The 22,993-nt window shown below is 67.3% G+C and carries 19 protein-coding genes and 3 pseudogenes; 6 read left to right on the top strand and 16 right to left on the bottom strand.

Features of this window, described 5'->3' with window-relative positions:
* Positions 1 to 618: 618 nt before the first annotated feature.
* The 6 genes from ACFYY7_RS23710 to ACFYY7_RS23735 all read right to left on the bottom strand — a co-directional run bounded on the left by ACFYY7_RS23710 (position 619) and on the right by ACFYY7_RS23735 (position 5,773).
* On the bottom strand, positions 619 to 825 hold the full coding sequence (locus ACFYY7_RS23710; RefSeq protein ID WP_388664242.1) for a hypothetical protein: 207 nt from the start codon (positions 823 to 825) through the stop codon (positions 619 to 621).
* 237 nt (positions 826 to 1,062) lie between these two features.
* Positions 1,063 to 2,292 carry an amidohydrolase gene (locus ACFYY7_RS23715; RefSeq protein WP_388664243.1) on the bottom strand — a complete coding sequence of 410 codons (1,230 nt, stop codon included), beginning with the start codon at positions 2,290 to 2,292 and terminating at the stop codon, positions 1,063 to 1,065.
* Between the two features lie 6 nt (positions 2,293 to 2,298).
* Positions 2,299 to 3,060 (bottom strand): type 1 glutamine amidotransferase, encoded by a 762-nt coding sequence (locus tag ACFYY7_RS23720; RefSeq protein ID WP_388664245.1) that lies wholly within the window; start codon positions 3,058 to 3,060, stop codon positions 2,299 to 2,301.
* Complete coding sequence (locus ACFYY7_RS23725) at positions 3,057 to 3,800, bottom strand: amino acid ABC transporter ATP-binding protein (RefSeq protein ID WP_388664247.1); 744 nt, start codon at positions 3,798 to 3,800, stop codon at positions 3,057 to 3,059. The genes ACFYY7_RS23720 and ACFYY7_RS23725 overlap by 4 nt, the downstream gene beginning before the upstream one ends.
* Before the next feature lie 6 nt (positions 3,801 to 3,806).
* On the bottom strand, positions 3,807 to 4,910 hold the full coding sequence (locus ACFYY7_RS23730; RefSeq protein WP_388664249.1) for an amino acid ABC transporter permease: 1,104 nt from the start codon (positions 4,908 to 4,910) through the stop codon (positions 3,807 to 3,809).
* Positions 4,907 to 5,773 carry an ABC transporter substrate-binding protein gene (locus ACFYY7_RS23735; protein WP_388664251.1) on the bottom strand — a complete coding sequence of 289 codons (867 nt, stop codon included), beginning with the start codon at positions 5,771 to 5,773 and terminating at the stop codon, positions 4,907 to 4,909. Before ACFYY7_RS23735 ends, ACFYY7_RS23730 begins: the two co-directional genes overlap by 4 nt.
* A gap of 139 nt (positions 5,774 to 5,912) precedes the next feature.
* Between ACFYY7_RS23735 and ACFYY7_RS23740 the strand changes: the two genes are divergently transcribed.
* A complete protein-coding gene (locus ACFYY7_RS23740) occupies positions 5,913 to 6,902 on the top strand; it encodes a LacI family DNA-binding transcriptional regulator (RefSeq protein WP_388664253.1) in 990 nt (329 codons plus the stop codon).
* A 273-nt stretch (positions 6,903 to 7,175) separates the two neighbouring features.
* Here the strand turns inward: ACFYY7_RS23740 and ACFYY7_RS23745 are convergent.
* The 3 genes and pseudogenes from ACFYY7_RS23745 to ACFYY7_RS23755 form a co-directional block, all read right to left on the bottom strand.
* Positions 7,176 to 7,941, bottom strand: a pseudogene (locus tag ACFYY7_RS23745) (transposase).
* 42 nt (positions 7,942 to 7,983) lie between these two features.
* Positions 7,984 to 8,607 carry a hypothetical protein gene (locus ACFYY7_RS23750; protein ID WP_388664255.1) on the bottom strand — a complete coding sequence of 208 codons (624 nt, stop codon included), beginning with the start codon at positions 8,605 to 8,607 and terminating at the stop codon, positions 7,984 to 7,986.
* 204 nt (positions 8,608 to 8,811) lie between these two features.
* Positions 8,812 to 9,753: pseudogene (locus ACFYY7_RS23755) on the bottom strand (Tn3 family transposase); the annotation flags it as partial.
* A gap of 142 nt (positions 9,754 to 9,895) precedes the next feature.
* On the opposite strand from ACFYY7_RS23755, the gene ACFYY7_RS23760 reads away from it, so the two are divergent.
* The gene (locus tag ACFYY7_RS23760; protein WP_388664256.1) at positions 9,896 to 10,402 is read left to right on the top strand and encodes an RICIN domain-containing protein; all 507 of its coding nucleotides are present in this window, start codon (positions 9,896 to 9,898) and stop codon (positions 10,400 to 10,402) included.
* Positions 10,403 to 10,543: 141 nt separating this feature from the next.
* Here ACFYY7_RS23760 and ACFYY7_RS23765 read toward each other — a convergent pair whose 3' ends face one another.
* A complete protein-coding gene (locus ACFYY7_RS23765) occupies positions 10,544 to 10,879 on the bottom strand; it encodes a hypothetical protein (RefSeq protein ID WP_388664258.1) in 336 nt (111 codons plus the stop codon).
* Between the two features lie 381 nt (positions 10,880 to 11,260).
* Here ACFYY7_RS23765 and ACFYY7_RS23770 point away from each other — a divergent pair, with 381 nt between their 5' ends.
* A complete protein-coding gene (locus ACFYY7_RS23770) occupies positions 11,261 to 11,773 on the top strand; it encodes an RICIN domain-containing protein (protein ID WP_388664259.1) in 513 nt (170 codons plus the stop codon).
* A 480-nt stretch (positions 11,774 to 12,253) separates the two neighbouring features.
* Here ACFYY7_RS23770 and ACFYY7_RS23775 read toward each other — a convergent pair whose 3' ends face one another.
* Positions 12,254 to 12,535: a hypothetical protein gene (locus tag ACFYY7_RS23775; RefSeq protein ID WP_388664261.1), complete on the bottom strand. Its 282-nt coding sequence runs from the start codon at positions 12,533 to 12,535 to the stop codon at positions 12,254 to 12,256.
* Positions 12,536 to 13,790: 1,255 nt separating this feature from the next.
* Between ACFYY7_RS23775 and ACFYY7_RS23780 the strand changes: the two genes are divergently transcribed.
* Positions 13,791 to 14,153, top strand: coding sequence for a hypothetical protein (locus ACFYY7_RS23780; protein WP_388664263.1), 363 nt, complete (start codon positions 13,791 to 13,793; stop codon positions 14,151 to 14,153).
* A 321-nt stretch (positions 14,154 to 14,474) separates the two neighbouring features.
* Here the strand turns inward: ACFYY7_RS23780 and ACFYY7_RS23785 are convergent, their stop codons facing one another.
* Positions 14,475 to 15,542 carry a hypothetical protein gene (locus ACFYY7_RS23785; RefSeq protein WP_388664265.1) on the bottom strand — a complete coding sequence of 356 codons (1,068 nt, stop codon included), beginning with the start codon at positions 15,540 to 15,542 and terminating at the stop codon, positions 14,475 to 14,477.
* A 675-nt stretch (positions 15,543 to 16,217) separates the two neighbouring features.
* On the opposite strand from ACFYY7_RS23785, the gene ACFYY7_RS23790 reads away from it, so the two are divergent.
* Positions 16,218 to 17,780: an alkyl sulfatase dimerization domain-containing protein gene (locus ACFYY7_RS23790; RefSeq protein ID WP_388664266.1), complete on the top strand. Its 1,563-nt coding sequence runs from the start codon at positions 16,218 to 16,220 to the stop codon at positions 17,778 to 17,780.
* A 299-nt stretch (positions 17,781 to 18,079) separates the two neighbouring features.
* Here ACFYY7_RS23790 and ACFYY7_RS23795 read toward each other — a convergent pair whose 3' ends face one another.
* The 4 genes from ACFYY7_RS23795 to ACFYY7_RS23810 form a co-directional block, all read right to left on the bottom strand.
* The gene (locus tag ACFYY7_RS23795) at positions 18,080 to 19,261 is read right to left on the bottom strand and encodes a PP2C family protein-serine/threonine phosphatase (protein WP_388664719.1); all 1,182 of its coding nucleotides are present in this window, start codon (positions 19,259 to 19,261) and stop codon (positions 18,080 to 18,082) included.
* A gap of 307 nt (positions 19,262 to 19,568) precedes the next feature.
* Positions 19,569 to 20,837, bottom strand: coding sequence for a hypothetical protein (locus ACFYY7_RS23800; RefSeq protein ID WP_388664268.1), 1,269 nt, complete (start codon positions 20,835 to 20,837; stop codon positions 19,569 to 19,571).
* Between the two features lie 38 nt (positions 20,838 to 20,875).
* Entirely contained in the window at positions 20,876 to 21,184 is a 309-nt protein-coding gene (locus ACFYY7_RS23805; protein WP_388664269.1) for a chaplin family protein, read from the bottom strand.
* 332 nt (positions 21,185 to 21,516) lie between these two features.
* A complete protein-coding gene (locus tag ACFYY7_RS23810) occupies positions 21,517 to 21,882 on the bottom strand; it encodes a DUF1801 domain-containing protein (RefSeq protein WP_351262134.1) in 366 nt (121 codons plus the stop codon).
* A 359-nt stretch (positions 21,883 to 22,241) separates the two neighbouring features.
* Between ACFYY7_RS23810 and ACFYY7_RS23815 the strand changes: the two are divergent.
* A pseudogene (locus ACFYY7_RS23815) lies at positions 22,242 to 22,943 on the top strand (bleomycin resistance protein).
* The last annotated feature ends 50 nt before the right edge of the window (positions 22,944 to 22,993 follow it).

Below are 22,993 nucleotides of genomic sequence, written 5' to 3' on the forward strand. Positions count from 1 at the left end.
GATACGCGCGGACCTCCACCTCGGACTGCTCCAACTCGCCTGCAGCATCATCTGCTTGAGACGACTCCGGACCTCATTCTGAAACGATCAGTAAGCCCGTGACTACGCGGATGGAGAGCACCATTCGCCGACGGTGAAGTCTGGGAGTGCCGCGCCAAGCTTCCGCTCCTGCGTAAACGGGTACTTCTCACCGCTGCCCGATGAGGGCCTGCTCAGGCAGGAAAACAACGTTGGAGTACGTACTCAGACGGCCAGCAGAGGGCCCGAACAACCATGCTGGTGACTACGAAGTACCCCGGGCTCACCCAACCGCCCTCTTTGCTCACAAGGCCCGGACCGTCCTCGCGGTAGTAGCTACGCAACATGCGGTGACGCAACGGAGCCCCAGCCACAAGCAGAACCGGAGCGACGACGACGGCACCAACCGACACGGCGAGCCGGACTGCCTGAATCCTGATGACGCTCTCTATCCGCATCGCTCCAGTCTGCCGATCAGAAGAGACTCGTCCACCGCTCTCACGGAATGTGTGCCAGAACTCGCTTGAGACCTACGCAGCCACTCAGCCGATTCCCTGAGAAAAGCACCGTGGAAAGCGGCATCAAATCACTGACGACTATTCACTCGTCGGCGCGGCCGCCGGTTCCGAGGGTCCGCCGCGGGGACGGGGGCGCAGCCGGGCGTGTGCCGAGTACGCCTCGGGCTCGTAGTTCGTCGAGGTCGGACAGGTGCTCTCCGGGGAGAGCGTCGAGGAGGTCGGCCTGGGCGGCGCGGATGCTGGGCGCGGGAGCCTGGGGGCCTGCGCCAAGGGCACGGCGGACGGTCACGCCGGTCATCGTACGGGCAGCACATCACCGGCCCCGCCGGCCGCCGGGCTCCTGTGCAACGGGGTGCCGGCGCGGCTGGCCGGGGTCGCGGTCCACAAAATGTGTTTGGCCTGGTCAGGCTCGCCTTCGGTCGTCAGTCCGTGGAAGGCGGTGTGTCGGCGTCGACACCAAGGGGCCACGCCGACATCGTCCCAGTTCAGGGGGCATCCGCGTCCTTATGTCCAGGCCCCGGACAGATCACTCATCGGTGGATTCTGGATCAGGCATCGCTCTGCTGATGAGCCGGTTGCGGTGCACGGAGTCCACACAGGCATCGATTGCAACGCCGCTGAGTAGGCGTGCACCGTCGAGTGCGGCCCGATCCCCTTCAGGGCCGCGCGCAGCTTTCGCGAACTCCCGGGTGTGCAGCACCAATCCTGCGTCGCCGAGGCCGATCATCGGGTGTATCGAGGGGAAGACCTGAGAGATGTTTCCCATGTCGGTCGATCCGCCGCGGGCCGCGACCCCGGAGGGGTTGCGACCGACCGAGCGTGCGTTGTCGAGATAGAGCTCAGTCAGCGGCCGATCGATTCGCAGGTCGTGGTAGGCCAGTTCGTCATGGGAGATGTAGACCTCGCAGCCTGCGGCCAGCGCCCCGCCGCGGAGGCAGTTCTCCAAGCGTTCACGCACCTCATGAAGGCTCGTGAGATCTGTGGCGCGGATCATCCACAATCCTGCGGTGGTGCCCGGGATGATGTTCGGTGCTCCGCCGCCGTCGACCACGGTGCCGTGGATTTGCTGCCCCGGTGCGAGCTGCTGCCGGGCGAGCCCGATGGCCGTGAGGGCGATGGTCAACGCGTCGAGCGCATTCACTCCCTCGTGCGGTGCGAGCGATGCGTGTGCCTCGCGGCCGGTGAACCGGGCCTCGACCACCGCGGAGGCATAGGGGTTCATGCTCGCCTCGTCGATGGGGCCTGGATGCACCATCATTGCGAGGTGGGTTCCCTCGAACGCTCCGGCTTGAAGAAGGCGGATCTTGCCGCCCTCGTTCTCTTCTGCTGGGGTCCCCAGAAGCCGGAACGTCGCGTCGAGGGCCTCCGCCATGGGAGCGAGTGCGAGAAATGCTCCGACGGCAGCGGCGGCGATGATGTTGTGCCCGCAACCATGCCCGACGCCGGGGAGGGCGTCGTATTCCGCGCAGAGAGTCACGACGAGCTCACCAGTGCCGATCTCAGCGACGAATGAGGTCGGCATCCCGGCAAGGCCGGCTTCGGTGCGCACCCCTGGGACGGTGCGCACCGCCTCGAGAAGCCAGGCAGCAGCGTGGACCTCTTGCAGCCCAATCTCTGGGTGATCGGAGATGCGGTGACTCAGTGCTAGGAGGGAGGCCGCCTCTCGTTCGACTGTTCCGTACGCGAGTGACTTCAGTTCCGCGGCTCTTCGCATCTGTTCCTCGTCTTCCACGCTGCATTTCATCATCGCCCGCATGTCCCTTTAGTAGAGGTAGGAGACCCAGCGCCTCAGCATGGGGATCCAGGTCTCGTCCAGTTCGGGATCGGCTGTCTCGAACGGCGCAGTGACAGACTCTGGGGTCAGACCGTTGCGCACGAGTGCAGCTTCATCGGCTGCAGCCCAGTTCTTCGCGCTCGTGGCATCGGCTTCAGGGTGGAATTGCAAGCCCCATGCTCTCGGCCCCACGCGGAATGCCTGGTTCGGGCAGACGTCGCTGGCCATGAGCGGCACGGAATTCGGGGGGAGTCTCGTGACTTCCTCGTAGTGCCACTGCATCGACCTGGTTTGCCGGGGCAGAGCCCCGATCAGCGGGTCCGTCTCTCCTGCGGGCGTCGTCCTTATCCGGCCGAGACCGAGCTCAGGACGAATCCTGACGGGGCCGACCGTGCCGCCAGACACGACGGCGAGCAACTGGCCCCCGAGGCAGATGCCGAGATAAGGCAGTTCCCGGTCCAGTGCTTCCTGGATGAGGCCACGGACTCGTGGCAGCCATGGAGCGGAGCCGTCGTCGTTCGGGCCGGGGGAGCCGCCAAGGACGATCAGGCCGTCCGCGTCGCCGAGGGTTGCAGGGACCTCGACTCCGACGCCCGGCCCCACGGCGGTCGTCGCGACGCCGAGTTCTTTCAGCGGAGCGGCGAATCGTCCGATTCCGGCGTCGTCTTCGTGCTGGACGATGATGACGGTGCGCTTCGTGCTGAAGGCTTGCGTGCTCTCGGCCGCTGGGATGGTCGTGTTGGTGCTCACAGTCGTCCTGCCTCCACGATCCGGTGAAGGAACTCGCGGGTTCTTTCCTCGCGCGGCGCAGTGAAGATCTGCTCGGGCGGGCCGCTCTCCAGGACGCGTCCCTCGTGCAGGAACGCGATGGTGTCGGCGACTTCGCGGGCGAAGCTCATCTCGTGGGTTGCCATCACGATGGTGAGCCCATCCGCGGCGAGGTCCTTCACGATGGTGAGCACCTCGGCGACGAGCTCGGGGTCAAGCGCTGAGGTCACTTCGTCGAGGAGGATGACGTCGGGGTTCATGGCTACAGCACGCACGATGGCCACGCGCTGCTGCTGACCGCCTGAGAGCTTGTCCGGGTAGGACTCCGCCTTGTCTGCTAGCCCCACTCGTGCCAGCAGCTTCATGGCGTTGGCGTCGGCCTCGGTCTTGGAGACCTCCAGCACCCGGCGCGGCGCGAGGGTGATGTTCTCGAGCACGCTCATGTGGGGGAAGAGATTGAAGCTCTGGAACACGATCCCGATCCGAGTGCGGATCGCGTTCAGGTCTACGCCTTCCCCGGAGACCACGTCGCCGTCGAGGGAGATGCTTCCGCCCTGGATCTCCTCCAGGCCGTTGATGGTGCGCAGCAGGGTCGACTTGCCGCACCCAGATGCGCCGATCAGGCAGACGACCTGGTGCTTCTCGACCTGCAGGGTGATGCCTTTGAGTACTTGGTGGTCGCCGTACGACTTGGTGACGTCGCTCAGTTCAAGGAATGTCATGGTCGTTCAGCTCCTGGTCTTCGCGCGGGAGTCGCGTTCGATCAGCCTGTCGACGAACCGGGTCTGCGGGATGGTGATGATGATGAAGATGATTGCGACGACCGTCACCGAGGAGAGGTTGAAGTAGTTGCCTGCGTAGATCTTCGCCTGGGTGAATGCCTCGACCGTGCCGATGATCGTGACCAGAGCGGTGTCCTTCTGGAGCCCGATGAAGTCGTTCAGCAGGGGCGGCATGACGCGGCGTACGGCCTGCGGTATGACCACGAAACGCATGGTCTTGCCGTAGCTCAGCCCGAGGGAACGAGAAGCAGCGACCTGTGACCAGTGCACGCTTTCGATGCCGGATCTGTACACCTCGGCGACGTATGCGCCGTAGATGAGCGTGAGTGCGAGCACCGCTGACCAGAACGGGCCGAGATCGCTGAGGAAGGGGACCTTCGCCAGCGGGAGGCCGAATCCGATGAGGTAGATCACGACGACGGACGGGACTGCGCGGAAGATGTCGATATACGTGGTCGCGATCCACCGGATCGGACGGCCTCCCGCGCCGGGAGTCAGCTTGGCCAGCGCAATCAGGAGTGCCCAGACAAGGATGAGGATCTCGGAGACGACTGCGATGCGGACGTTGACCCAGAACCCGATGAGGATGTCCTGGAAGCTGCGTGCCATGAACTGCACGTCGAAGAAGGTCGACTGCACTGCGTGATCGTTCGCGGCCAAGAACTGAGCGAAGACAGCGACTGTGATCAGGGGCAGCGACCAGCCAGCCGCCAGCCAGCCCGAGTGAGTGGCGCGCGATCGTGCTGCTCGTACTGCTGGGACGTCGCCGGCCGCTTGGGCGCGTGAGGCTTCCGTCCGGTAGCGGAGGCCGCGCAAGAGAAGCAAGCCGGTGACGAGGGCGAGCGCGACGACGAGCCAGAGGGCAGTTGCGGTCAGGATCCTCCAGCCCCCGGAAGCGATTTCCGGCAGCCCGAGCGCGGTCCATCCGGTGAACACGACGGTGAAAAGCCACACCAGGGTGCCAACCAGGATGGCCGATCCAGAGGTGTCACGGCGCGGAGAAACTGCGCGAATCTCTTGCCCGGAGCGGGTCAAAGTGTCCTGTTTCATCGGACGTTCCAGAGGGGGATGGTGGACGGATCGGTGCCGTAAGCAGCGCCGAGGTATTTGGAGGACAACTTGTCGAGAGTGCCGTCCTTCTTCATCTGCGCCAGGATCTTGTCGACCACGGCAGTGTTCGAAGAATCCTTGGGCAGCATCACGCCCATCGTCGCGCCGGTCTGGATCTGGCCGGGAACGGTGATCTTGCCGCCTGAGGCGTTCGCGGCACCCAGGGCGATCGAGAGGTCCTGGACGGCGGCGTCGATCTGGCCGGCGGCAACCGCGTTGTCCAGCTCGTTGTCGCCGGGATACACCGAGATCTGCTGAGTGGGCTTCAGCGTGTCCGTGACGAACAGCTGCTGGGTAGTGCCCTGCTTCACGCCGATCTTCGCCCCGGCGATCTGGTCTTCCGTCAGCTTGGAGCTGCTCTTGGTCACCACAGCTGTGGTGGCGTCGTAATAGGGATCGGAGAAATCGAAGATCTTCTCCCGGTCCTTGGTGATGGCGATCTGGTTGAGCGTGAGGTCCATCTCGCCGCCCTTGCCGGCGATGAGCGCATCGAATGAGGCGTTCTGCAGCGTGATCTTGTCGATGCCCGAGCGGTACGCGATGTTCGCGAGGATGCAGTAGTCGACACCCGAGTCGATCTCATCGATCGTGTCGCCGTTGTACCAGCCGGGGCTGGGCAGATCTGCTCGGACCAGAAGCTCATCGGGCTTGAGCGTCTTGAGGGTGAATTCGCCCTTCGTGCCGCCCAGTGGGCAGTCACCGTAGGGCTTCTTCGCCTCGGAGGCGGTGCCGGAGCTGCATCCGGACAGGGCGAGTGCGGCTGAGGCGGCGAGAGCGACGCCGGCCAGGAAGTGCTTCTTCATCGAAGTCCCTTCAGCTTGGGGAGTAAACCGGTTTACTTATGGGCAAGATCACTGGGGTGAACCGGTTTACTTGGGGTAGTTTTAACGGGGGGTTTACAAGGTGTCAACCCCTCCGGAGTGCACTCAGGGAGGGAGGGCGATGAAGGCGCAGAAGGTCACGATCCGCGATGTCGCGGAGGCCGCCGGGGTGTCGCAGGCCACCGTGTCTCTCGTCTACAACGAGAAGGGCAAGATCGCTGCGGAGACCCGCCGCAAGGTGCTGGAAGCCGGTGAGGGCCTGGGTTACAGGCCGGGGTGGATCAGCAAGGTGTTCCGTTCAGGTCGCACGCACGTGATCGGGGTCGCGGTCAGGCACAGCGAGAGTCCCATCTGGGAACAGACCTATCTCCCGTACTACCGCGGCATCATCGCGGGGGCCGCTCTGGAGGCTCTCAGGCACGGCTATTCGATCGCCGCCGTCCGCGCTGGCGGCTCAGGGCAGTTGGACGAGCCGATCCCTTTTGATGGGCTGATCGTGGTCGACCCGTCCCCGGCTGACCCGATCATCCGCCGGGCGCTCGAGCAGGGGCGAGCGGTAGTGGCCGACGGCGGATACGCTGACGCTACGCCCGGGGCGAGGCTGAGGTCCGTCAGGCCCGCACTGGAACAAGGCATTCCGACGGCGCTGGATGCTCTGGCGCGTCAGGGGTCATCCAGACCGGCGTTCTTCCGCGGGGAAGTCGATGACGAGTACACCACCAACTCTCAGCAAGCATATGAGGACTGGTGCATTCGGCAGTGCATCGAGCCCAATGTGTACCTTCTCGTGAACGGTCACAGCCCCATCGAAGGAGCCCGTGAGCTGATCGGTGGAACCCGAGGCGCTGTGGACGGCGTTCACTGCCTCAATGCCACCTACTCGAACGCGGTCACTGAGGCGGCAGCGGAGCTGGGACTCAGCGTCCCGGACGACCTCGCCGTTTCCATCGTCGGAGAGGCCGATGCTGCAACCGATCCGAGATTGGTCTACTTGAACCTAGATCCCATCGAAGTAGGAGAGCAGTGCGCCCGGACGCTCATCAGCCTCCTGGACGGAGAAGAGCCGGCGGATGTCGTGCTCCCGATGGAGGTCACCGTCCCAGGCGCTTGAGGTCTTGCGGGCACATCGCCGTCCGCGCACGGGTGCGAGGCGCCGCGTGGGCTCACCGCGCCAAGCCCCCCGCCGACACCTCACCAGTTGGCTGGCCTCGGACTGGAGTGGGCCACGGCGGCGCCCGTCCTGGGGATGTGTCCGGGGCGAGCGCCGTGTTCGTTGCTACGGCCAAGGGATCACGTGGCCGACCTTTTCGTGGCTAAGGGCTGTCCCGTAAATGATCTCCAAGCCGTCTCAGGCCTGGTCAGCTGCGGTGCGGCGCCAGCTGGTCTATCCGGCGAGGGCGAGGTTGTGCATCCGGGCGATGCCGAGCATGGCGTGATGGACGCCGTCGCCTTTGAGGCGGCAGTCGCGGAGGATCTTCCAGGTCTTCATGCGGGCGAAGACATGCTCGACGCGGGCACGGACCTGCCTGTGGGACTTGTTGTGTTCCTCTTTCCAGTCCGGGAGTTCGGCCTGGCCGCGCTGCCGGCGGTGAGGGATGACGAGTCCGGTGCCCGGGTAGCCGCCGTCGGCGATCGTGAGGGTCTTGCCGACTGCGGCCTTGGCTCCGGACTCCTCCCATGCCTTGCAGTCGTTGCGATTCCCGGCGAGCGGTCGGCCGACCACGACGACCAGGCGGGTGTCGGCGTCGATGACGACCTGGTGGTTGGTGGAGTACCGATAGTTCTTCGACCGCTCGGCGATCGTGTGGTCGCGGGTGGGCACGAGGGTGCCGTCGACGATGAGCACGGTGTCCTTGGCGAACCGCTTGCGGGAGCGCGAGCATCGGAGCGAGGTGGTCGATGATCCGGTCCGCAGCCGACTTCGACACCCCGAACAGCGGCGCGAGCTGCCGCATGGTGAGGTTCGTGCGCCAGTAGGTCGCGACCAGCAGTGCCCGGTCCTCCAGCGGCAGGCTCCACGGCCGACCCTTGCGGACCTCGTCCGCACCCTGGCGCCGCAGAACCGTCACCAGCTTCCCGAAGGCGCGAGGGCTCAGCCCGGAGAACGGGGCTATCCAGGAAGATTCCGACGCCGTGATCACACCAGCCATATCAAGATCGTTTCATGGGTGATCGGCGGCTCGGCCCGCCTCTCAGCTGCCGCTCAGCGGAGACGTCCACGTGGGGTCGTGGCGGGATCTCCTTGTGAGGTGGGCCAGAAGGTGTTCCGCCGCGATGGAGGCAGTGTCTTGCGGCGTGCCAGTTTCGGTCAGGGCGGTGATCAGCCTTGCTGATGCTGTTTCCTGCACGTCCGGGTCGGCGAGGAGGGGCAGCAGTAGCAGGAGGCGGGTGGCTGTGTCCTGGACGCCTTCGTCCGCAAGCGACGGATTGTCAGCGATCTGGGTCAGTTCGGACCAAGTCAGCCCAGAGCCCGAGAAGTCTCCGTCCCAGCTGGCGATCTGCTCGACACAGCTTCTGCCTGGATGGGTGAGGAGGTAGTCGGTGCCGTAGTCGCCATCCAGATTGCGGTAGATCACCACGGCTCCAGGGCCGTCATCTGCCGGCACCCTGAACACCGGCCAGCGATCAGGATCGAAGAGGACCTCGGACAGGGCATCGACATCGGCGCCGTCCTCACCGAACCACTCCGGAACCGGGCGCTCGGCACACCCCCCGTCGCTGCACAGCGCCAGGAGGTAGTTCGACCAGAAGCCCGGGTGGACCAGCAGCGACTCGCCCGGCACCAACGGGCCGACATCGTATCCCTTGATCAGCACCCCTCGATCCTGTCACCAGCCACTGACACGATCCGATCCGGGATCGGCAACGGGGCGCCGTCCAGTTACGGGACAGCTCTTACTCGATCCGAAGGGACGGTCAGACGTTCTCTTCGTTGCCGCTCACGCTGAGGGTCGAAGCCTAGACGGTGAGGGCCGGGCGGGGCAGTCCACCGCCCGGCCCTCTCACTGCCGTTCAGGCACTTACTCGTCCTCGCCGTCGTCCGTCTCATCGTCGCTGTTCGGGTCGCGCAGCCTTCGCAGGCCCGGCGCCGGCGGCCGGGTGAAGGCATACCGGCCCAGGAAATTGATGTGATCGAACTGGAGCGGGGAAAGCCGAGCGAGCAGCTCGTCGGTGACCGGGAAGCCGTCGGCAGCCAGCTGTTTGACGGCGGCGTCGATGTAGAGGCTGTTGAACAGCACCACGGAGTTCAGCGCCAGGCCGAGCGCGCCGAGCTGGTCCTCCATGCCCTCGCGGTAGTGCTGGCGCAGTTCGCCGCGCTGTCCGAAGAAGATCTTCCGGGCGAGGCGGTGGCGGGCCTCGGTGACGTTGAGCTGCGCGCCGATCATGCGCCGGTATCCCTCGTCGGAGACGAACTGGAGAAGGTGCAGGGTCTTGAAGATACGTCCGTAGTGGGCGAACGCGTCGCCCAGTCCGGTCGGTTTCCCGTCGCGGGAGAGCATGCGGATCAGGTCGTGTCCGCGGACTTCGCCCAGGGTCAGGGAGCCTGCCACACGGAGCATGTCGCCCCAGTGGGCGCGTATCCGGTCCAGGCTGATGGTGTGGTTGGAGACCGGCTGGAGCGGCCCGTAGTCGGCCGCGGTGTTCGTCCGCCACAGCCGGGCGTCGGAGATGTCGGCGGTCCTCGGCGAGAACTGGTAGCCGCAGATCGCGAACAGGCCGAAGACGATGTCGGAGTACCACGCGGTGTCGGTGATGACGGTCTCCGGCTTCGGGCCGCCGTCGCGGGCGTGGATGGCGTCCAGGATGAACAGCGAGTCGCGCAGCGTGCCCGGCACGACCACCCCGCCCAGCCCCATCACCTGGTCGTTTACCACGTTCAGCCAGGTGGCGCCCTTGTGCCGCAGCCCGAAATACCGGGGGTTCGTACCCGCGTACAGGGTCTTCACTGGCACGGTGAAGCGGCCCAGCTGAGGGCTGCCTGATCGGGCGAGCCGAGTCACCCTCATCGTTGCGGTGCGTTGGCGAGGGGGCACCCGAACCAGTGCTATACATTCCGTGATCAATCGGACACGAAGTGTGACCGCTTTAGTGGAGGAGTCCCTCATGCGCATCCGATCTGCGTGCGTCATGGTTGCCGTAGCGCTCAGCGCGACCGTACTCGGAGTGGGTACAGCCGACGCGACCGGGCCGCTGAGTGGCACCAAGGTCCGCACCTGGCAGACCGGTTTCGTCCTCGGTGTCGCCGGCAACTCAACGGTCGGCGGTGCACAGGTTCAATACCAGGCCGACACCGGCGACCTGGCCCAGAAGTGGGCCATCGATCCGGTCACCAGCGACACCTTCCTGCTGCGCAATCTGAACAGCGACATGTGCGTCACCGCTGTGGGCGGCGGCGACACGGAAGCCATCGAGCAGCGCCCGTGCGATTACCGGTGGGCGGAGCAGACCTTCACCATGGTGGACTCCGGCAAGCCCAGCCGGTACCTGCTGCGCAACCTGGGCCACAACAAGTGCATGCAGCAGTACCTGGCCACCGCGCCCACCTTCGCCCGCCTGGCCGCCTGTGCTCCCAGCAACAACTACCAGACCCAGTCGTTCGACGTCCGCTGACCCCTTCAGGGCGGTCGGGTACACCGGCACGAAGCAGCATCACGAAAACCCCCTGCCCCGGCCGAAGCCGGGCAGGGGGCGCTGTGACGATGACGGGAGTGGGACGGGTCGTAGATCGTGCCGCGCCCGGTGTGGCCACTACTACTTCACGAATTTGTCGACCTCAACGACCCCTTCACCGATGAAGTCGTCTACGGGCAAGGTGTCCCTGTCGTAGACCCGTGCTTGAACACGAGCACCGAGGGTCGACCGTGTCGTCACCAGGGCGTAGGCGCGGGCGAGTTCCGCCAGAGCCGCAGACGCCTGCCCCGCGGACTTCTCCGCGACGTGCTGGGCCTCTGCTCCGATGGCGGCCAGCAGCTTGTCCCGGGCCTCATCCGCGGCAGGCACCGGTGCTGCCACCTGGATCACTGCCGGAATCTGCTGGATACCCTCGTCGGCGGCGACGGGCGTGGGCTCTGCTTCATTGCTGGTCATGGGCGCCTCGTGAAATCGATTGGACTCGTTCTCGTCAGGCTAGAGCCACGACGGCTGCCCCATGGCGATCCTCGATCCATGCGCCTGGAACAGGCCATCACTCGGCGGGATACGGCGTGTTGCCATGCTTCTCATGTGGCGGCCTGGATCTCACGCAAGCAGCAGCAAACGGAGCGGACGAGGCGTCGTCCCATGCGCCGGGCTTCGTCCCAGGACCAGGCCCCGGGGAGCGGTGACTGCCGCAGCTGAGGGCTGCCTGATCGGGCGAGCCGAGTCACCCTCATCGTTGCGGTGCGTTGGCGAGGGACACCCAAACCAGTGCTATACATTCCGTGATCAATCGGACACGAAGTGTGACCGCTTTAAGTGGAGGAGTCCCTCATGCGCATCCGATCTGCGTGCGTCATGGCTGTCGTAGCACTGAGTACGACCGTACTCGGAGTGGGTACAGCCGACGCGACCGGGCCGCTGAGCGGCACCAAGGTCCGCAACTGGATGAACGGCTACGTTCTCGGCGTCGCCGGTAACTCGACAGTCGGCGGCGCCCAGATCCAGTACCAGGCCGACACCGACGACCTGGCCCAGAAGTGGGCCATCGACCCGGTCACCAGCACCACCTTCCTGCTGCGCAATCTCAACAGCGACATGTGCGTCACCGCGGTGGGCGGAGGCAGCACTGAAGCCCTCCAGCAGCGTCCGTGTGACCCCCGCTGGGACGAGCAGATCTTCAGCATGGAGGCCTCCAGCAAGCCCAACCGGTACCAGCTCAAAAACCAGGCCCACAACCTGTGCTTGAACCCCGGCTCCACCGGCGCCCCCGTCTACGCCCGAGTTATCGGCTGTAGCACCAGCAGTATCAACAACTACAACACCCACTCGTTCGACGTCCGCTGACCCCTTCAGGGGCGGCCGGGCCCACCGGCACGAAGCAGCATCACGAAAGCCCCCTGCCCCGGCCGAAGCCGGGCAGGGGGCTCTGTGACGATGACGGAAGTGCGACGGGTCGTAGATAGTGCCGCGCCCGGTGTGGCCGGAGCCACCGCACTCGGCACACCTGCCGTCAGCAGCCCAGACCGGCCCAATAGGCCAGGGGTGCGGGCACCGGCGCGCGCGGCCCCGCCGACGCGCGAAAGGGACTGGTCGGCCGGCGGACGCCGCGTCGACCATCACCATGCCGCTGACCGCCACCCTGGCATCACACAGGTCGTCCACCAGGGCGGCGGCGTGCTCCCGCGCCCGGCTCAGGGCGTCATGGGGACTGGCCAGCTGACCGTCTGTCTTATGAGCACCGTCCGTGCTCACCACCTCCCCGGTCACCTGGAGGTCGTGCAGCTGCTGAGAGATCTCGGCAGCTGCGCTCCGGACGTTCGCGGGCTAGCGCCCCAGCTGCCAGGCAGCCGCGTAGCCGACATCAAAGAGCCCGTGCTCCTCCTCATAGGTGAGGGCGTGGTCCGCGGTCGTGAAGGCCGCTCGTGCCTGCGGCTTCGTGATCGCTTCCGCGCTGTAGAGCGCGACCGGGTTCCCCTGCTCGTCCACCACCGTGACCTTTGGCGGGATCGCTGATCCACCGCTGACGGCGATCACGGGCTGACCGTCCTTGTACTCCAAAGCAAGCGTGCTTGCCTCCGTGCCTTCGGGCTGATTCTTCTCGCTCATGCCTTACCCCTCTCACCAAATGTCACTTAAAGGAATCTTGATGTTACGTACTGTCGCCTCGACTTGTTGGCTCTGTACGCGACAGGGAACAGCGTTTCGACAGAACGGATCCCCCGTGCGCCTCTCTGCATCGCGAACTCGGGCCGCCCCGGGCTAGGCGGGGATCCCAGTGCTCCGGCTCCGCCTCAGAAACAGCCGGGCACCAGACCCGGCCCGCGCGCGGCCCCGCCGACGCGCGAGAGGAACTTGGCCGGCCGCCGATCCCCGAGGCGCTCCCGCCCGCCCCGCCCCCACCCTCTCCATTTCGGCGGTTCGGGCGGCAGGGGGGTGCGCAGAGGGGACGTCAGCACCCCGACCACGCCTCTACAGGCATGGTGACCTGCATAAACACCCGACGCCCCGGGGAGAGGGTGCAACAGATACCGCAGGAGAACGTGCACGAGATCGCGCAAGGGATGTCGCAGGAGATCCAGGTCCGAGGATCCCGCCGGCCCTTCGCGCAGGCAGCTGCTCAGCGTCAGCAGTGCCCAGGAGCGCACCGTGCTCGATCCGCTCGGCGGACAGCAGCCGCGGGCGCGGCGTCGGCTCCGTGCTCCTGGTCGTGCTCGTCGTCGGTCCGGTGCCGGCGGGCGGCCGCGGCCCGGTTCAGGGGTGGCCCGGGCCGGGACCGGGCTCTTGGCCCGGGTCATGGTCGGGCCTGTGGTCGGGCCAGATGGTCCGACCACGGTCTGCTGGTCGGCCCGGCCACGGACCAATTGACCTGGACGGGTGAGCCCAGGGGCTCGCAGTACGCGGGCGCGGATTGGGAGCTCTCGCTTCTCTGACCAGGTAATCCTCACCCAGTGATCAGTCAATCCTCATTGCTTGTCCAGCAACAGCGCCCGGCCACCACTTCTCAACACCCCATGGAAACACCCGAATCGGCCCGCCCCACAGCGCCCAAGGCCGGACACCGAACTGAGAACCATCCCGGACACGAAAGCGAGAACTCCCAGCTCTTTTGCATGGATCCCTGTCAGAGGGAATTCGAAGTTGGACCACCGGAAATGTCGCCCGTGCGCCGGCCAGATCCGTGTTCAGGCCAAGGCTTTCGCGCCGGAGACCAGTTGACAGCAGGGGGTACGCGGGCGCGGGTGGCAGTGCGGGGCGCACCAGCTCCACCCATACCGCTGGTTTGGCCATAAAAAATAACAAAACAGGAGGTCGGGTTCCTACCGTGTGAGGTGTCGCTCCCCTGCTGAGCAAGGAGTAGCTAGTGGCCAATAGCTTCCAACTCGACCAGATCCCGCATGGCTTCGCGTTCACCGAGGCTGGTGGGCTCATCCATTACAAGCACACGATCATCCTGACCGTGCCTCCGCCCAACGCGGGCCCCTGGGGTGATTCGTGGCTCAGCTTCGGGTGCGCCTATGCAGACGTCAGGCTCGGCGTGAGCATCTACACCAGCGGCTCCTGGAGCGGGGTGACGCCTCGCAACGTCCCTGACAACGGCGACCGACTCGGGGAGAAGCTGCCGCCCGGCACCCGGAAGGTCCTCATCGGCCGCATGAAGACGGCTGCCGCCGACTCGGCGGACGACGTGCCGGTCAGCTGGCTCCTGGAATACCTCGGGACCTGACCCGCTCCGATAGCGCCCCGGCCTACCCCACTCCAGGGTCAGGCCGGGGCGCCTTTGCACACGGCCACCCATCTCCCACCGGCCGGCCAAGGAGCACGGGGCGGACGTCCGCGCAGGCAGTGCAGCGCGGGTCGTAGATGGTGCCGCGCCCGGCGCTGCCGGAGCCACCGCACTCGGCACACCTGACGTCGGCAGCCCGGACCGGCCCAACAGACCAGGGGTGCGGGCACGGCGCGCGGCCCCCGCCGACGCGCGGTGGGCGCGGCGGACGGGCCGGATCCGCGTGGTGCGGACCCGGCCCTCCGGGGCGGGGTTCGTCGGCTAGACGATGCCGGCGGCGCGCAGTGCGTTGGTGACCTGGGCGGTCTGGTTGGCGGCGCCGCGCTTGTTGGGGTGGAAGGTGGTGAGGGTCTCGTTGCCGCGGAAGACGCCGTCGCCGTTGGCGAGGATGCCCTGCATCCACGCTGTCCAGCCGGGGGAGAATGGCGGCATCTTCGCGCCGGCAGGGAAGCGGGCGGGCTTGTAGCCGTTCAGGGTGTCGTCGAACTTGTAGGCGGCGTAGAGGCCGAACATCCACTTGTCGTCGCCCTCGCGGCAGACGTGGTGGTCCCGGCTGGATTCGGCGATGTCGACGTAGGTGTGGCCCCACGATGTGGCGGCTTCGTGCACGATGCTGTCCACGAGGGCGAACTGTTCCTGGATGAAGGGCATGTCGCCCTTCTTGATGGTGATGTTCTCGTCCAGGCCGCCGTCGCAGCTGCCCTGGCCGGCGGCGGTGCTGGGGAAGAGGGTGGGGTAGCCGACGAAGAAGAACTGCGCCTGTGGGGCGCGCTCCCGCAGGACCGGCATCAGCTTCGCGAAGCCGTCGCGCAGGTCGGACTCCTTCTGCGCGAGGTCTTCCTGCCCCTCCTCGGTGTTGCGGTAGTAGTCGGTGCCGGGGCTGCCTGCGGAGGTGGCGCCCAGCGCGGCACACTTGGCGACGATCTGGCCGAGGTTGAACTGGTTGCCGCCGATGCCGACGGTCACCAGGGTGGTCGCATCGCTGAGCGCGTCGATCTGCGGCGGCCTGGGGGTGGGCGTGAACCGGGGGGCGCCGTTCTCGTCGACGGGCACGTACGGCGGACCGCCGAACACCGTCTGCGGGACGAGGAGCCCGCCCAGGCCCAGTCCGCGCCCGTCGATGTCCGCGCCGCCGCTGGTGGCGTCGATGAACTCGTAGCCGGCCAGCACCCCTCGGGACAGCTGCTGGGGGTAGCTGTCCTTGGACCGTCCGGTGTAGTCGCCGTCTTCTCCTCCGAGCCCGCCGTCGACGGGCTCGCGGACGAGGTTGGCGTCGCCGCCGATGAACTGGCCTGCGCTGTATGAGTCGCCGAGCGCGACGTACTCCATGAGAACCGCTCCTTTCCAGAAATACACACGTGAGGTAGTCGCGACGCTACGAAACGTGACGGCCTGCAACAAGCGCGGATCCGGCCGCACCTAGATCACAAAATGGCCAGACAGATCGCCGACGTGCTTGCCTCAAGGAGCCGCCCCTCGGGCCCAGGTCCGCTCTGCGTCGACCACCAGAATCGAACAGTTCGCTCGTCGCACTGTTGCGCCCCTGCCCCGGGGCGCCCGTACCTGTCAACGACCCAGTCTTGGCGACGGCACGCCCCGACGGGACAGCGGTTTCCCAAGCGTCCCGGCGACTGTCACGACCGCGCTGACAGCACTGCGAGATCGGTGAGGAGTCGTACTTCAGCTGCCCGGTCAGGCTCAGCTCGATCATCGGTCGCCCGGCCACCGTGCCGTCCCGGCCGGCGCCGGCCGTGGTCTTTTCGTACTCGTCAATCCAGGCGATGCCATGCCCTCGGTGTCCAGCAGCGGCACTGGGGTTGACGCGCTTGCGGTCAACACCGGCGGTCCGCCGTTGGCGGTCGGGGCGCGGGGCCGACCGGTAGCGCTGGTTCCGGTCGTCCCGAACATCCGTGGCGTTGTGTGCACGTTACGTCACGTTTAGTGTCGTTGATCGCCGTGTGCGGCGAACCGCACGGTTCCCACCACACCCCCAGGAGGCAGCCCGTGACCGACATCTTCGAGCCCGTGGGGCCGACCGCGTACGTCGTGCAGCAGAACCAGGCCGGTTCCGAGCAACTCCCGTCCGCTGATAACGACTTCCGGGACTCCCAGCACGGTCTGCTCGCCACCCCGCAGGAGTACGGCGTTTTCGCCCAGTACGGGGACCGCATGATCTGGGGCTTCAACTCCTTCGAGTTCCTGGAGGAGGACGCCCCGGGTTCGGCGGCGGCCGCGGTGTGGCGTCAGGGTCGACTGGACTCTCCCACAGGGCTGTTCTACGTGACCGAAGGCCTCTACCAGGTGCGCGGCTTCGACCTCGCCAACATGACGATCGCCGCCGGCCCCGACGGCCTGGTGGTGATCGACCCGCTGGGCTCGCAAGAGACCGCCCGCGCCGCGCTGGAGCTGTACCGCAGCAACCGCGAGGACAACCGGCCGGTGCGGGCCGTGGTCTACACCCAGAGCGGGGTGGACCACTTCGGCGGCGTGCGAGGGCTGTTCGACGACGACGCCGTACCCGCCGGCCTGAAGATCTACGCGCCGGACGGGTTCCTCGCCGACGCGGTGCTGCGCCAGGTCACCGAGGGCGCGCACAACGCCAAGCTGGTCGACTACGCCTACGGCACCCGGCTGGAGGCCTCCCCGCGCGGCCTGGTCGACTCCGGCCTCGGGCGCAGCGTCTCCACCGGGAACCCGACCTTCCTCGCCCCCACCGACACCGTCGGCGGCCCGCTCCCGGCCGCTACCGCCAAGGCCGGCTGGCCCGCCTCCACCGGCATCGCCTGGCAGGCGGGGCTGTATGTGGTCGAGGTGGCCGGGGTGCAGCTGGTTCTGCAGCCCGCCGGCGGGCACGCCTCCCCCGCCGAGCTGAACCTCTACCTGCCCGCGTTCAAGACGGTCCACCTCGCGGGCGCCGGGCTGCTCGGCACCCCGGGCAAGAACCGCGCCGACCTGCTGAACGCCACCATCACCGCCTTCGCCGCCGTGGCCGAGATCGGGACCAGCGCCTACGGGCACCCGGTGTGGCGCACCGAGGAGGAGCCGGACCAGGTGTCCGCGTGGCTGGCCGCCCAGCGCACCGCCGCCACCACCGTCCCCGACGCGGGCGCCGCCGCCCCGCTACTGGACACCCCCGGCTACCTGGACACCCCCTCCCGCACCGTGCGCGAGGTGTGGGCCCGCCTGACCGGCACGCCACTGGGCGCGGCCCAACCGGCCATCACCGCCCAGGAGGGGCTGCTGGCGTCGGGCAGCGCGGACAAGGCGGTGGACGCCGCGCAGCGCGCCTACGACGACGCGGTGCCAAACTACGCGGAGGCGGTGCTGCTGCTCGACCCGGTGGTCTCCGCCACCTCGATCCCGGCGGCCGTCCCCGCCGAGACCGAGCAGCAGGCCCGCGCCCTGCAGTCCAAGGCGCTCACCCAGCTCGGCTACCTCACCACCCACGCCAGGCTGCGCAACGCGCTGCTGACCGCCGCCAGCGACGTCCTGGACCCCGACTCGGCGGTGACCTACTTCACGCAGACCGTCACCGACCTGGACGCGTACATCAACACGCCCACATAACAGGGCCCCTGCGCGACCCGGCAAAGCGGCCTGGGGGGCGGCTCGGGCGAGGTGCAGGGGGCGGGGCAGGTGCTGGTCGGCGGTGAACCCGAGGAGTCGGGAGTGCGCGCACCAGACTCTGGCTTCTGGGCCGGTTCCGTTGGCGGCGTGGTACAGGGCCAGGACGTGGGCGGCGAGGGCGTTTTCGGCACCAGCTGCAAATCGCCACCAGTAGAGGGCGCTGTCGCGCCGGCCGAGGATGTAGAGCAGGCAGGCGAAGGCGCAGGCCCCGGTCGTGTACGTGAGCGCCCTGGTCACGGCTATGGCTTCGTGCGGCCTGCTGAGGCTTGCTGAGTGTCCGCGCCGGAGCCGGCGTCTTGCCGCTGGGTCTCCTGGGGGCCGTGCCAGTCCAGGCACATCACGGTGGCATCGTCTTCGAGCCGGCCGCCGGCGGCGTCCAGGACCGCGGACGTCAGCATCAGTGCGGTCTCCCGCGGATGCAGGTCCCGGGTGCGCTCCACCAGGGCGGACAGGTCGACATTCTCCCCATGCCGTTCGAGCATGCCGTCGGTCAGCATGAGCAGACGGTCGCCGGGGCGCAGATCAATGTCCTGGACGCGGTAGGGGTGGGGGGCGGGCACGGACAGGCCGAAGGGATGGTCTACCTCGCAGGTGATCACCTCCAGAGTCCCCTCGCGCATGCGCAGCGGCCAGGGGTGGCCTGCGTTGACGAGCTGGGCCTGGCCGGTGTGGAGGTTGATGCGCAGTAGCTGCCCGGTGGCGTGGCCGTGGGCGTGGTCGGCCAGGGCCTGGTCGGCCCGGTGGGCTTGCTCGGCCAGGTCGGTTCCTGCGCGGCGGGCGCTGCGCAGGGCGCTCACCAAGACCGTGGCGGCCAGGGCGGCGTCGATGTTGTGGCCCATGGGGTCGGTCACCGACAGGTGCAGGGTGTCGCGGTCCAGGGCGTAGTCGAAGGTGTCGCCGCTGAGGTCTTCGGAGGGCTCCAGGCTCCCGCACAGCGTGAACTGTGCGGCCTCGCACGACAGTGACATGGGCAGCAGTTGGTACTGGATTTCTGCGGCCAGGGTGGAGGGCCTGGAGCGTTTGCCCCAGGCGTAGAGGTCGGTGAACCGCCCGTTGGCGATCACGATGTAGGCCAGGATGTGGGCGGCTTCCCTGATCGCATCGAGGAAGTCCTCGCCGGGGTCGGCCGGCAGGAGCAATTCCAGCAGCCCGATAGCATCCCCTCGGTTGGTGACCGGCGCGATCACCCGCTGTCCCTGACCGGTCGCCTCCTGATGCAGCCGCTGGGTACGGATCACCTGCTCGTACACGCTGCCGAACAGGGGGACCCGCTCCGCTTCCCGCCCCACGGTGCCGGCGACGGACAGCCGCGCCACCGCCTTCCCCGTCAGGTCCACGATGAGAAAAGAGACCTTCGTAGCTTTGAAACGCCGCCGCAGGTCCTCCGCGACCACATCGACGGCCTCCACCGGCGCCGCCATCTCCGCAGCCGCCAGCAACCGGGCAAGTTCGCTGTGCTCAGCACCCACGACCACGCTCCCTACCAGCGCCCCTCATATCAGCTCGGGAACCGCCACAGGGAGCGTCAATCTGTGACCAGTCACAGTAAAGACCGCCCCGGCCTCATCCAGGCGCGATCAACACCCCGAAGCACAACAAGACACCCTGAAAGCCACAGGGCGCGCCGCCGACCGCGCCCACGGCGCGCCCCGGTCTGGACGATCCCTCGACCCCACCCACCTGCTATTGCCTTTGTACCTCTTGCCGATCTCGCCCTGCGGAGGGATCTCATCGTCGGTCCCGGGGGCCGGGCACGATGGCCGGGACACGTGCTGCGAGGAGCAGGTTCTCGTAGGTGTGGTGGCGGCGGGTGGTGGTGCGGTGGTGCAGCAGGCCGGCCGCGTGGGCGTGTTCGCCGGTGTCGATGAGGGCGCGGGCGAGGGTGTCCTGGATGATCTCGCGCTCTACCCGTACTCCGCCGATCCGCTCCGCTTTCTCGCCCAGGCCGCTGAGCAGGTTCACCGCTGCGCGGGGGCGGCCCGCGGTGATTTCCGCCAGTGCCTGCACCACGGGGGCCAGGACCTCGTGGAACTCGGGGCGTTCGTCGGCGGCGGCCCGGCGGGCCAGGGTGTACAGGTCGTCGGTCGCGCTCTCCACGGCCAGGGCGAGGGCGAGGTTGAAGGTGTGGAAGGTCTCCGCCATTGCGCCCGGTGCGGTGAGCAGTTCCCGGACGTGGTCCGGATCGCTGCGGCCGGCCGGTGACTGTCCGGCCAGGAGCAGGCGCCAGTTCGTCGCGGCCCGCATACCGACATCTGTACGCGCCAGTGCCGTATCCGCCCGGCGTCGCGCGTCGGGGAAGTTGCCGCAGGCGATGGACTGCAGAGCGGCGTGCCAGTTCAGGTGCCGTGCCTGCACCGCCTGCGGGTCCGTGCGCAGCCACTGGTCCAGGAAGTCGGTGCAGGCGTGGCCGGCCCCGAGTTCGTGTTCGGCGTGTGCCAGGGCGTGCACGGCCACGCCCGAGCGGGGATACAGGGCCAGTGCCCGCCCGGCCAGTCCGTGCGCCTCGCGTACCCGGCCCTGCTCCGCCCTGGCCGATGCCAGCCAGCTCATCCACGGCCAGCTCTCCGGGCCGGCCACCGCTGCCTGCTGCTCCATCAGAGCATCGCCGTGCGCGCGGTAGGCGGCGTCCCCGCACGCGGAGAACGCGCCGAGCATGAGGCCGGCCAGCTCATCGGCGGGCCACCGGTCGAAGTGCTCCACCAGGTGGTCGGCCGTCATCCGGTACTGCCGGTGCGTATGAAGGAACACCCCGTACACCAGGCTCGCCTCCCGCTCACCGGCCGCCGACGCGTCCCGGTGCGCGATCACCAGCTGTTCCTTCAGCACGGCGTCGTCCCAGCGGTCTCCGGTCGCCAACGCCAGCAGCGCCCGCGCCACACCGCAGCCCGGGTCCGACCCGACCCACTGGCGCAGCAGGGGCAGCGTCTGCCCGCTCAGGGAGAGCAGTGCTTCCACCGCCCGCTCGTCCACCGGCGTACACGCCGCTGCTTCGCTCATCGTGGTCCGTCCGGTCGCTGGCCCGTTCACCGGCCCTTTCACACGCTGGACATGAACAGGGCTGTGCAGACGATGCCGCTGTTGCCGCAGTGGTTGCGCGGCAGGCTCAACGGCAGCCCTGTCTGATTGCCGCTGCCCACCCCACTCCCGGCCACCGTGGCACCCACGGCCCGAGCGCCGCCCTGGTTGACACAGGTGTTGCCGAACACCGCGTTCCCGACCCCGATCACGCCGGCGTGAGCGGCACCGGCCGGGAGCAAGGCCGCCCCCGCTACCGCGCCCAGCACCGCGGCCCGCACACCCGCACGCCCCGCACCGCCGCCCACTCCCCGCATCTCCACAGCCATCGCGCTCCTCCTTTGTCCGGGACCAGTCCCGGTGTCCGTGCAAGCCCTTGCCCAGCCGGACGAACCCGGGCCGTACTCCCACCAACGAAAGAGTCCGGCTCCCGACACGCGCACTCCGTGACGTCTCGCCGCAGCCCGGCGATGTTGCCCGGTGTTCCGTGCCCGGGCGGGCCGCAATGTTGTGTCGGTGCCCACTGAACGGGTGAGTGGGCGTTGCCGGGGGTGACGGGTCCGGGTAGCTGTTCGTGATCAAATCGACGGCTCTTGCGCTGTAGCCACTGACGGGCCTTGATCGATGCATGTGCCCGGGTGGCGGCCTTGTGCCGCAGCAGTCAGCAGATTTTGCCCGCTCCAGCCGCCGTGGCCCGCAGCAGATCCCGAAGGAGCACAAAGTCGATCTTCTCCGGCTTACGGAAGCGCAGGCAGCCCTTGCCCATGTCCTGACCCGCCAGCCGCTCAGCGAATGCCTCGCGGACGTCGCTGCGCAGCAGATAGAAGGAGATGTACTGCTTCTGGCTCGCGAAGGCGATCTCCCCGATGCCATCCCGCTCATAGGCGGGCATCCCGTACGCCATCACCTCGGTGAATCCCTGCAGCTCGGCACGGCACAGCTCACGCAGCCGGGTCAGAGCCTCTCTGCGTTCCTCGGGCACCTCGGCGAGATAGCCGTCGACATCTTCCGCCTGGCTTTGCACCATGATCCGAGCGTAAGCGACACGAGGCATCGATCCACCGAGCACGGGTCGGAGATATCTGGAGCTGTTCGAACAGGTTCCCCGTGACCGCGGCCGTCCCGCATCCATCCGCCGCCGAGTGCTTGCCTGCATCAGGACAGCGCACGACCACCACCGTCACGACCAACTCGCCGTACTGCGTTCGCTGTTCAGCTGGGTTCCACAAGGTCGAGGACACCTAGTTCGGCGGAGAGACGGCTCGGCTCACCGACCCGCCCCGCGGCCGGCGAACAGCCCGCCGCACCAGGGCACAGGGCATCAGGTGCCACAGGAGATCGTCCGACAGACACCCCGGCTATTCAACTTTGACTAGAGTGACGGGTGTGAGCGAGAAGACCATTCCGATGCTGCCATGCCGGACCATCCAGCCTGTTCTCGATTTCTACACCGCCCTCGGATTCGAGGTGACCTTCCAGCAGCAGAGCCCCAATCCCTACGGAGTCGTGGAGCGTGGCGGCATTCAGCTCCACTTCTTCGCGATGAAACGGTATGAACCAGCAGAGTCGTACAGCACCTGCTACATCCAGACCGATGACGTCGACGGGTTGCACGCGGCCTTCCGCGCCGGGCTCAAGGCAGCGTACGGAAGAGTCCCAACCCGCGGGCTGCCGCGCATAGGGGCGCTGAAGGACACCTCGTACGGTGCACGGCAGTTCCTCGTGACCGACCCGGGCGGCAACTGCCTGCGAATCGGGCAGCAGACAAGCCAGGACCCCCACCACCGGCCTGCGCCCAAGGAAACTCTCGCCCGAGCCCTGCATCACGCGTCCCTTCTCGCGGACTCGAGGGACGATCCGGCCGGGGCGGCGTAGATCATCGACCGAGTGTTGCGTATGGAGGGCGAACGGCCCACCCCAGTGCAGTTGCTTCGCCTCCTGGTGCTCCGAGCGGATGTCGCCGGGCGCCTCGGTGACGATGAGACCGCGGCGTCCGCGCTCGCCGAGGCCGCCGCGATACACCTCACCGCGCGGGAGCGGGAATTGGTACACGACGACCTCGGGCGCCTTGAGGAGCTGAGGCAATAGGGTCTGGCACGAAGGTGCAGGTCACAGCCATTACTCGATGGAGGTGACCA

The sequence above is a fragment of the Streptomyces sp. NPDC001933 genome (assembly GCF_042890955.1).
In the GTDB taxonomy this organism is placed as follows: Bacteria; Actinomycetota; Actinomycetes; order Streptomycetales; family Streptomycetaceae; genus Streptomyces.

Excerpts from the sequence above, each read along its gene's own strand:
- ACFYY7_RS23715 (WP_388664243.1), bottom strand. The coding sequence starts at position 2,292 with ATGCGGGCGATGATGAAATGCAGCGTGGAAGACGAGGAACAGATGCGA.
- ACFYY7_RS23725 (WP_388664247.1), bottom strand. The coding sequence starts at position 3,800 with ATGACATTCCTTGAACTGAGCGACGTCACCAAGTCGTACGGCGACCAC.
- ACFYY7_RS23730 (WP_388664249.1), bottom strand. The coding sequence starts at position 4,910 with ATGAAACAGGACACTTTGACCCGCTCCGGGCAAGAGATTCGCGCAGTT.
- ACFYY7_RS23735 (WP_388664251.1), bottom strand. The coding sequence starts at position 5,773 with ATGAAGAAGCACTTCCTGGCCGGCGTCGCTCTCGCCGCCTCAGCCGCA.
- ACFYY7_RS23740 (WP_388664253.1), top strand. The coding sequence starts at position 5,913 with ATGAAGGCGCAGAAGGTCACGATCCGCGATGTCGCGGAGGCCGCCGGG.
- ACFYY7_RS23760 (WP_388664256.1), top strand. The coding sequence starts at position 9,896 with ATGCGCATCCGATCTGCGTGCGTCATGGTTGCCGTAGCGCTCAGCGCG.
- ACFYY7_RS23765 (WP_388664258.1), bottom strand. The coding sequence starts at position 10,879 with ATGACCAGCAATGAAGCAGAGCCCACGCCCGTCGCCGCCGACGAGGGT.
- ACFYY7_RS23770 (WP_388664259.1), top strand. The coding sequence starts at position 11,261 with ATGCGCATCCGATCTGCGTGCGTCATGGCTGTCGTAGCACTGAGTACG.
- ACFYY7_RS23775 (WP_388664261.1), bottom strand. The coding sequence starts at position 12,535 with ATGAGCGAGAAGAATCAGCCCGAAGGCACGGAGGCAAGCACGCTTGCT.
- ACFYY7_RS23785 (WP_388664265.1), bottom strand. The coding sequence starts at position 15,542 with ATGGAGTACGTCGCGCTCGGCGACTCATACAGCGCAGGCCAGTTCATC.
- ACFYY7_RS23795 (WP_388664719.1), bottom strand. The coding sequence starts at position 19,261 with ATGGCGGCGCCGGTGGAGGCCGTCGATGTGGTCGCGGAGGACCTGCGG.
- ACFYY7_RS23800 (WP_388664268.1), bottom strand. The coding sequence starts at position 20,837 with ATGAGCGAAGCAGCGGCGTGTACGCCGGTGGACGAGCGGGCGGTGGAA.
- ACFYY7_RS23805 (WP_388664269.1), bottom strand. The coding sequence starts at position 21,184 with ATGGCTGTGGAGATGCGGGGAGTGGGCGGCGGTGCGGGGCGTGCGGGT.
- ACFYY7_RS23810 (WP_351262134.1), bottom strand. The coding sequence starts at position 21,882 with ATGGTGCAAAGCCAGGCGGAAGATGTCGACGGCTATCTCGCCGAGGTG.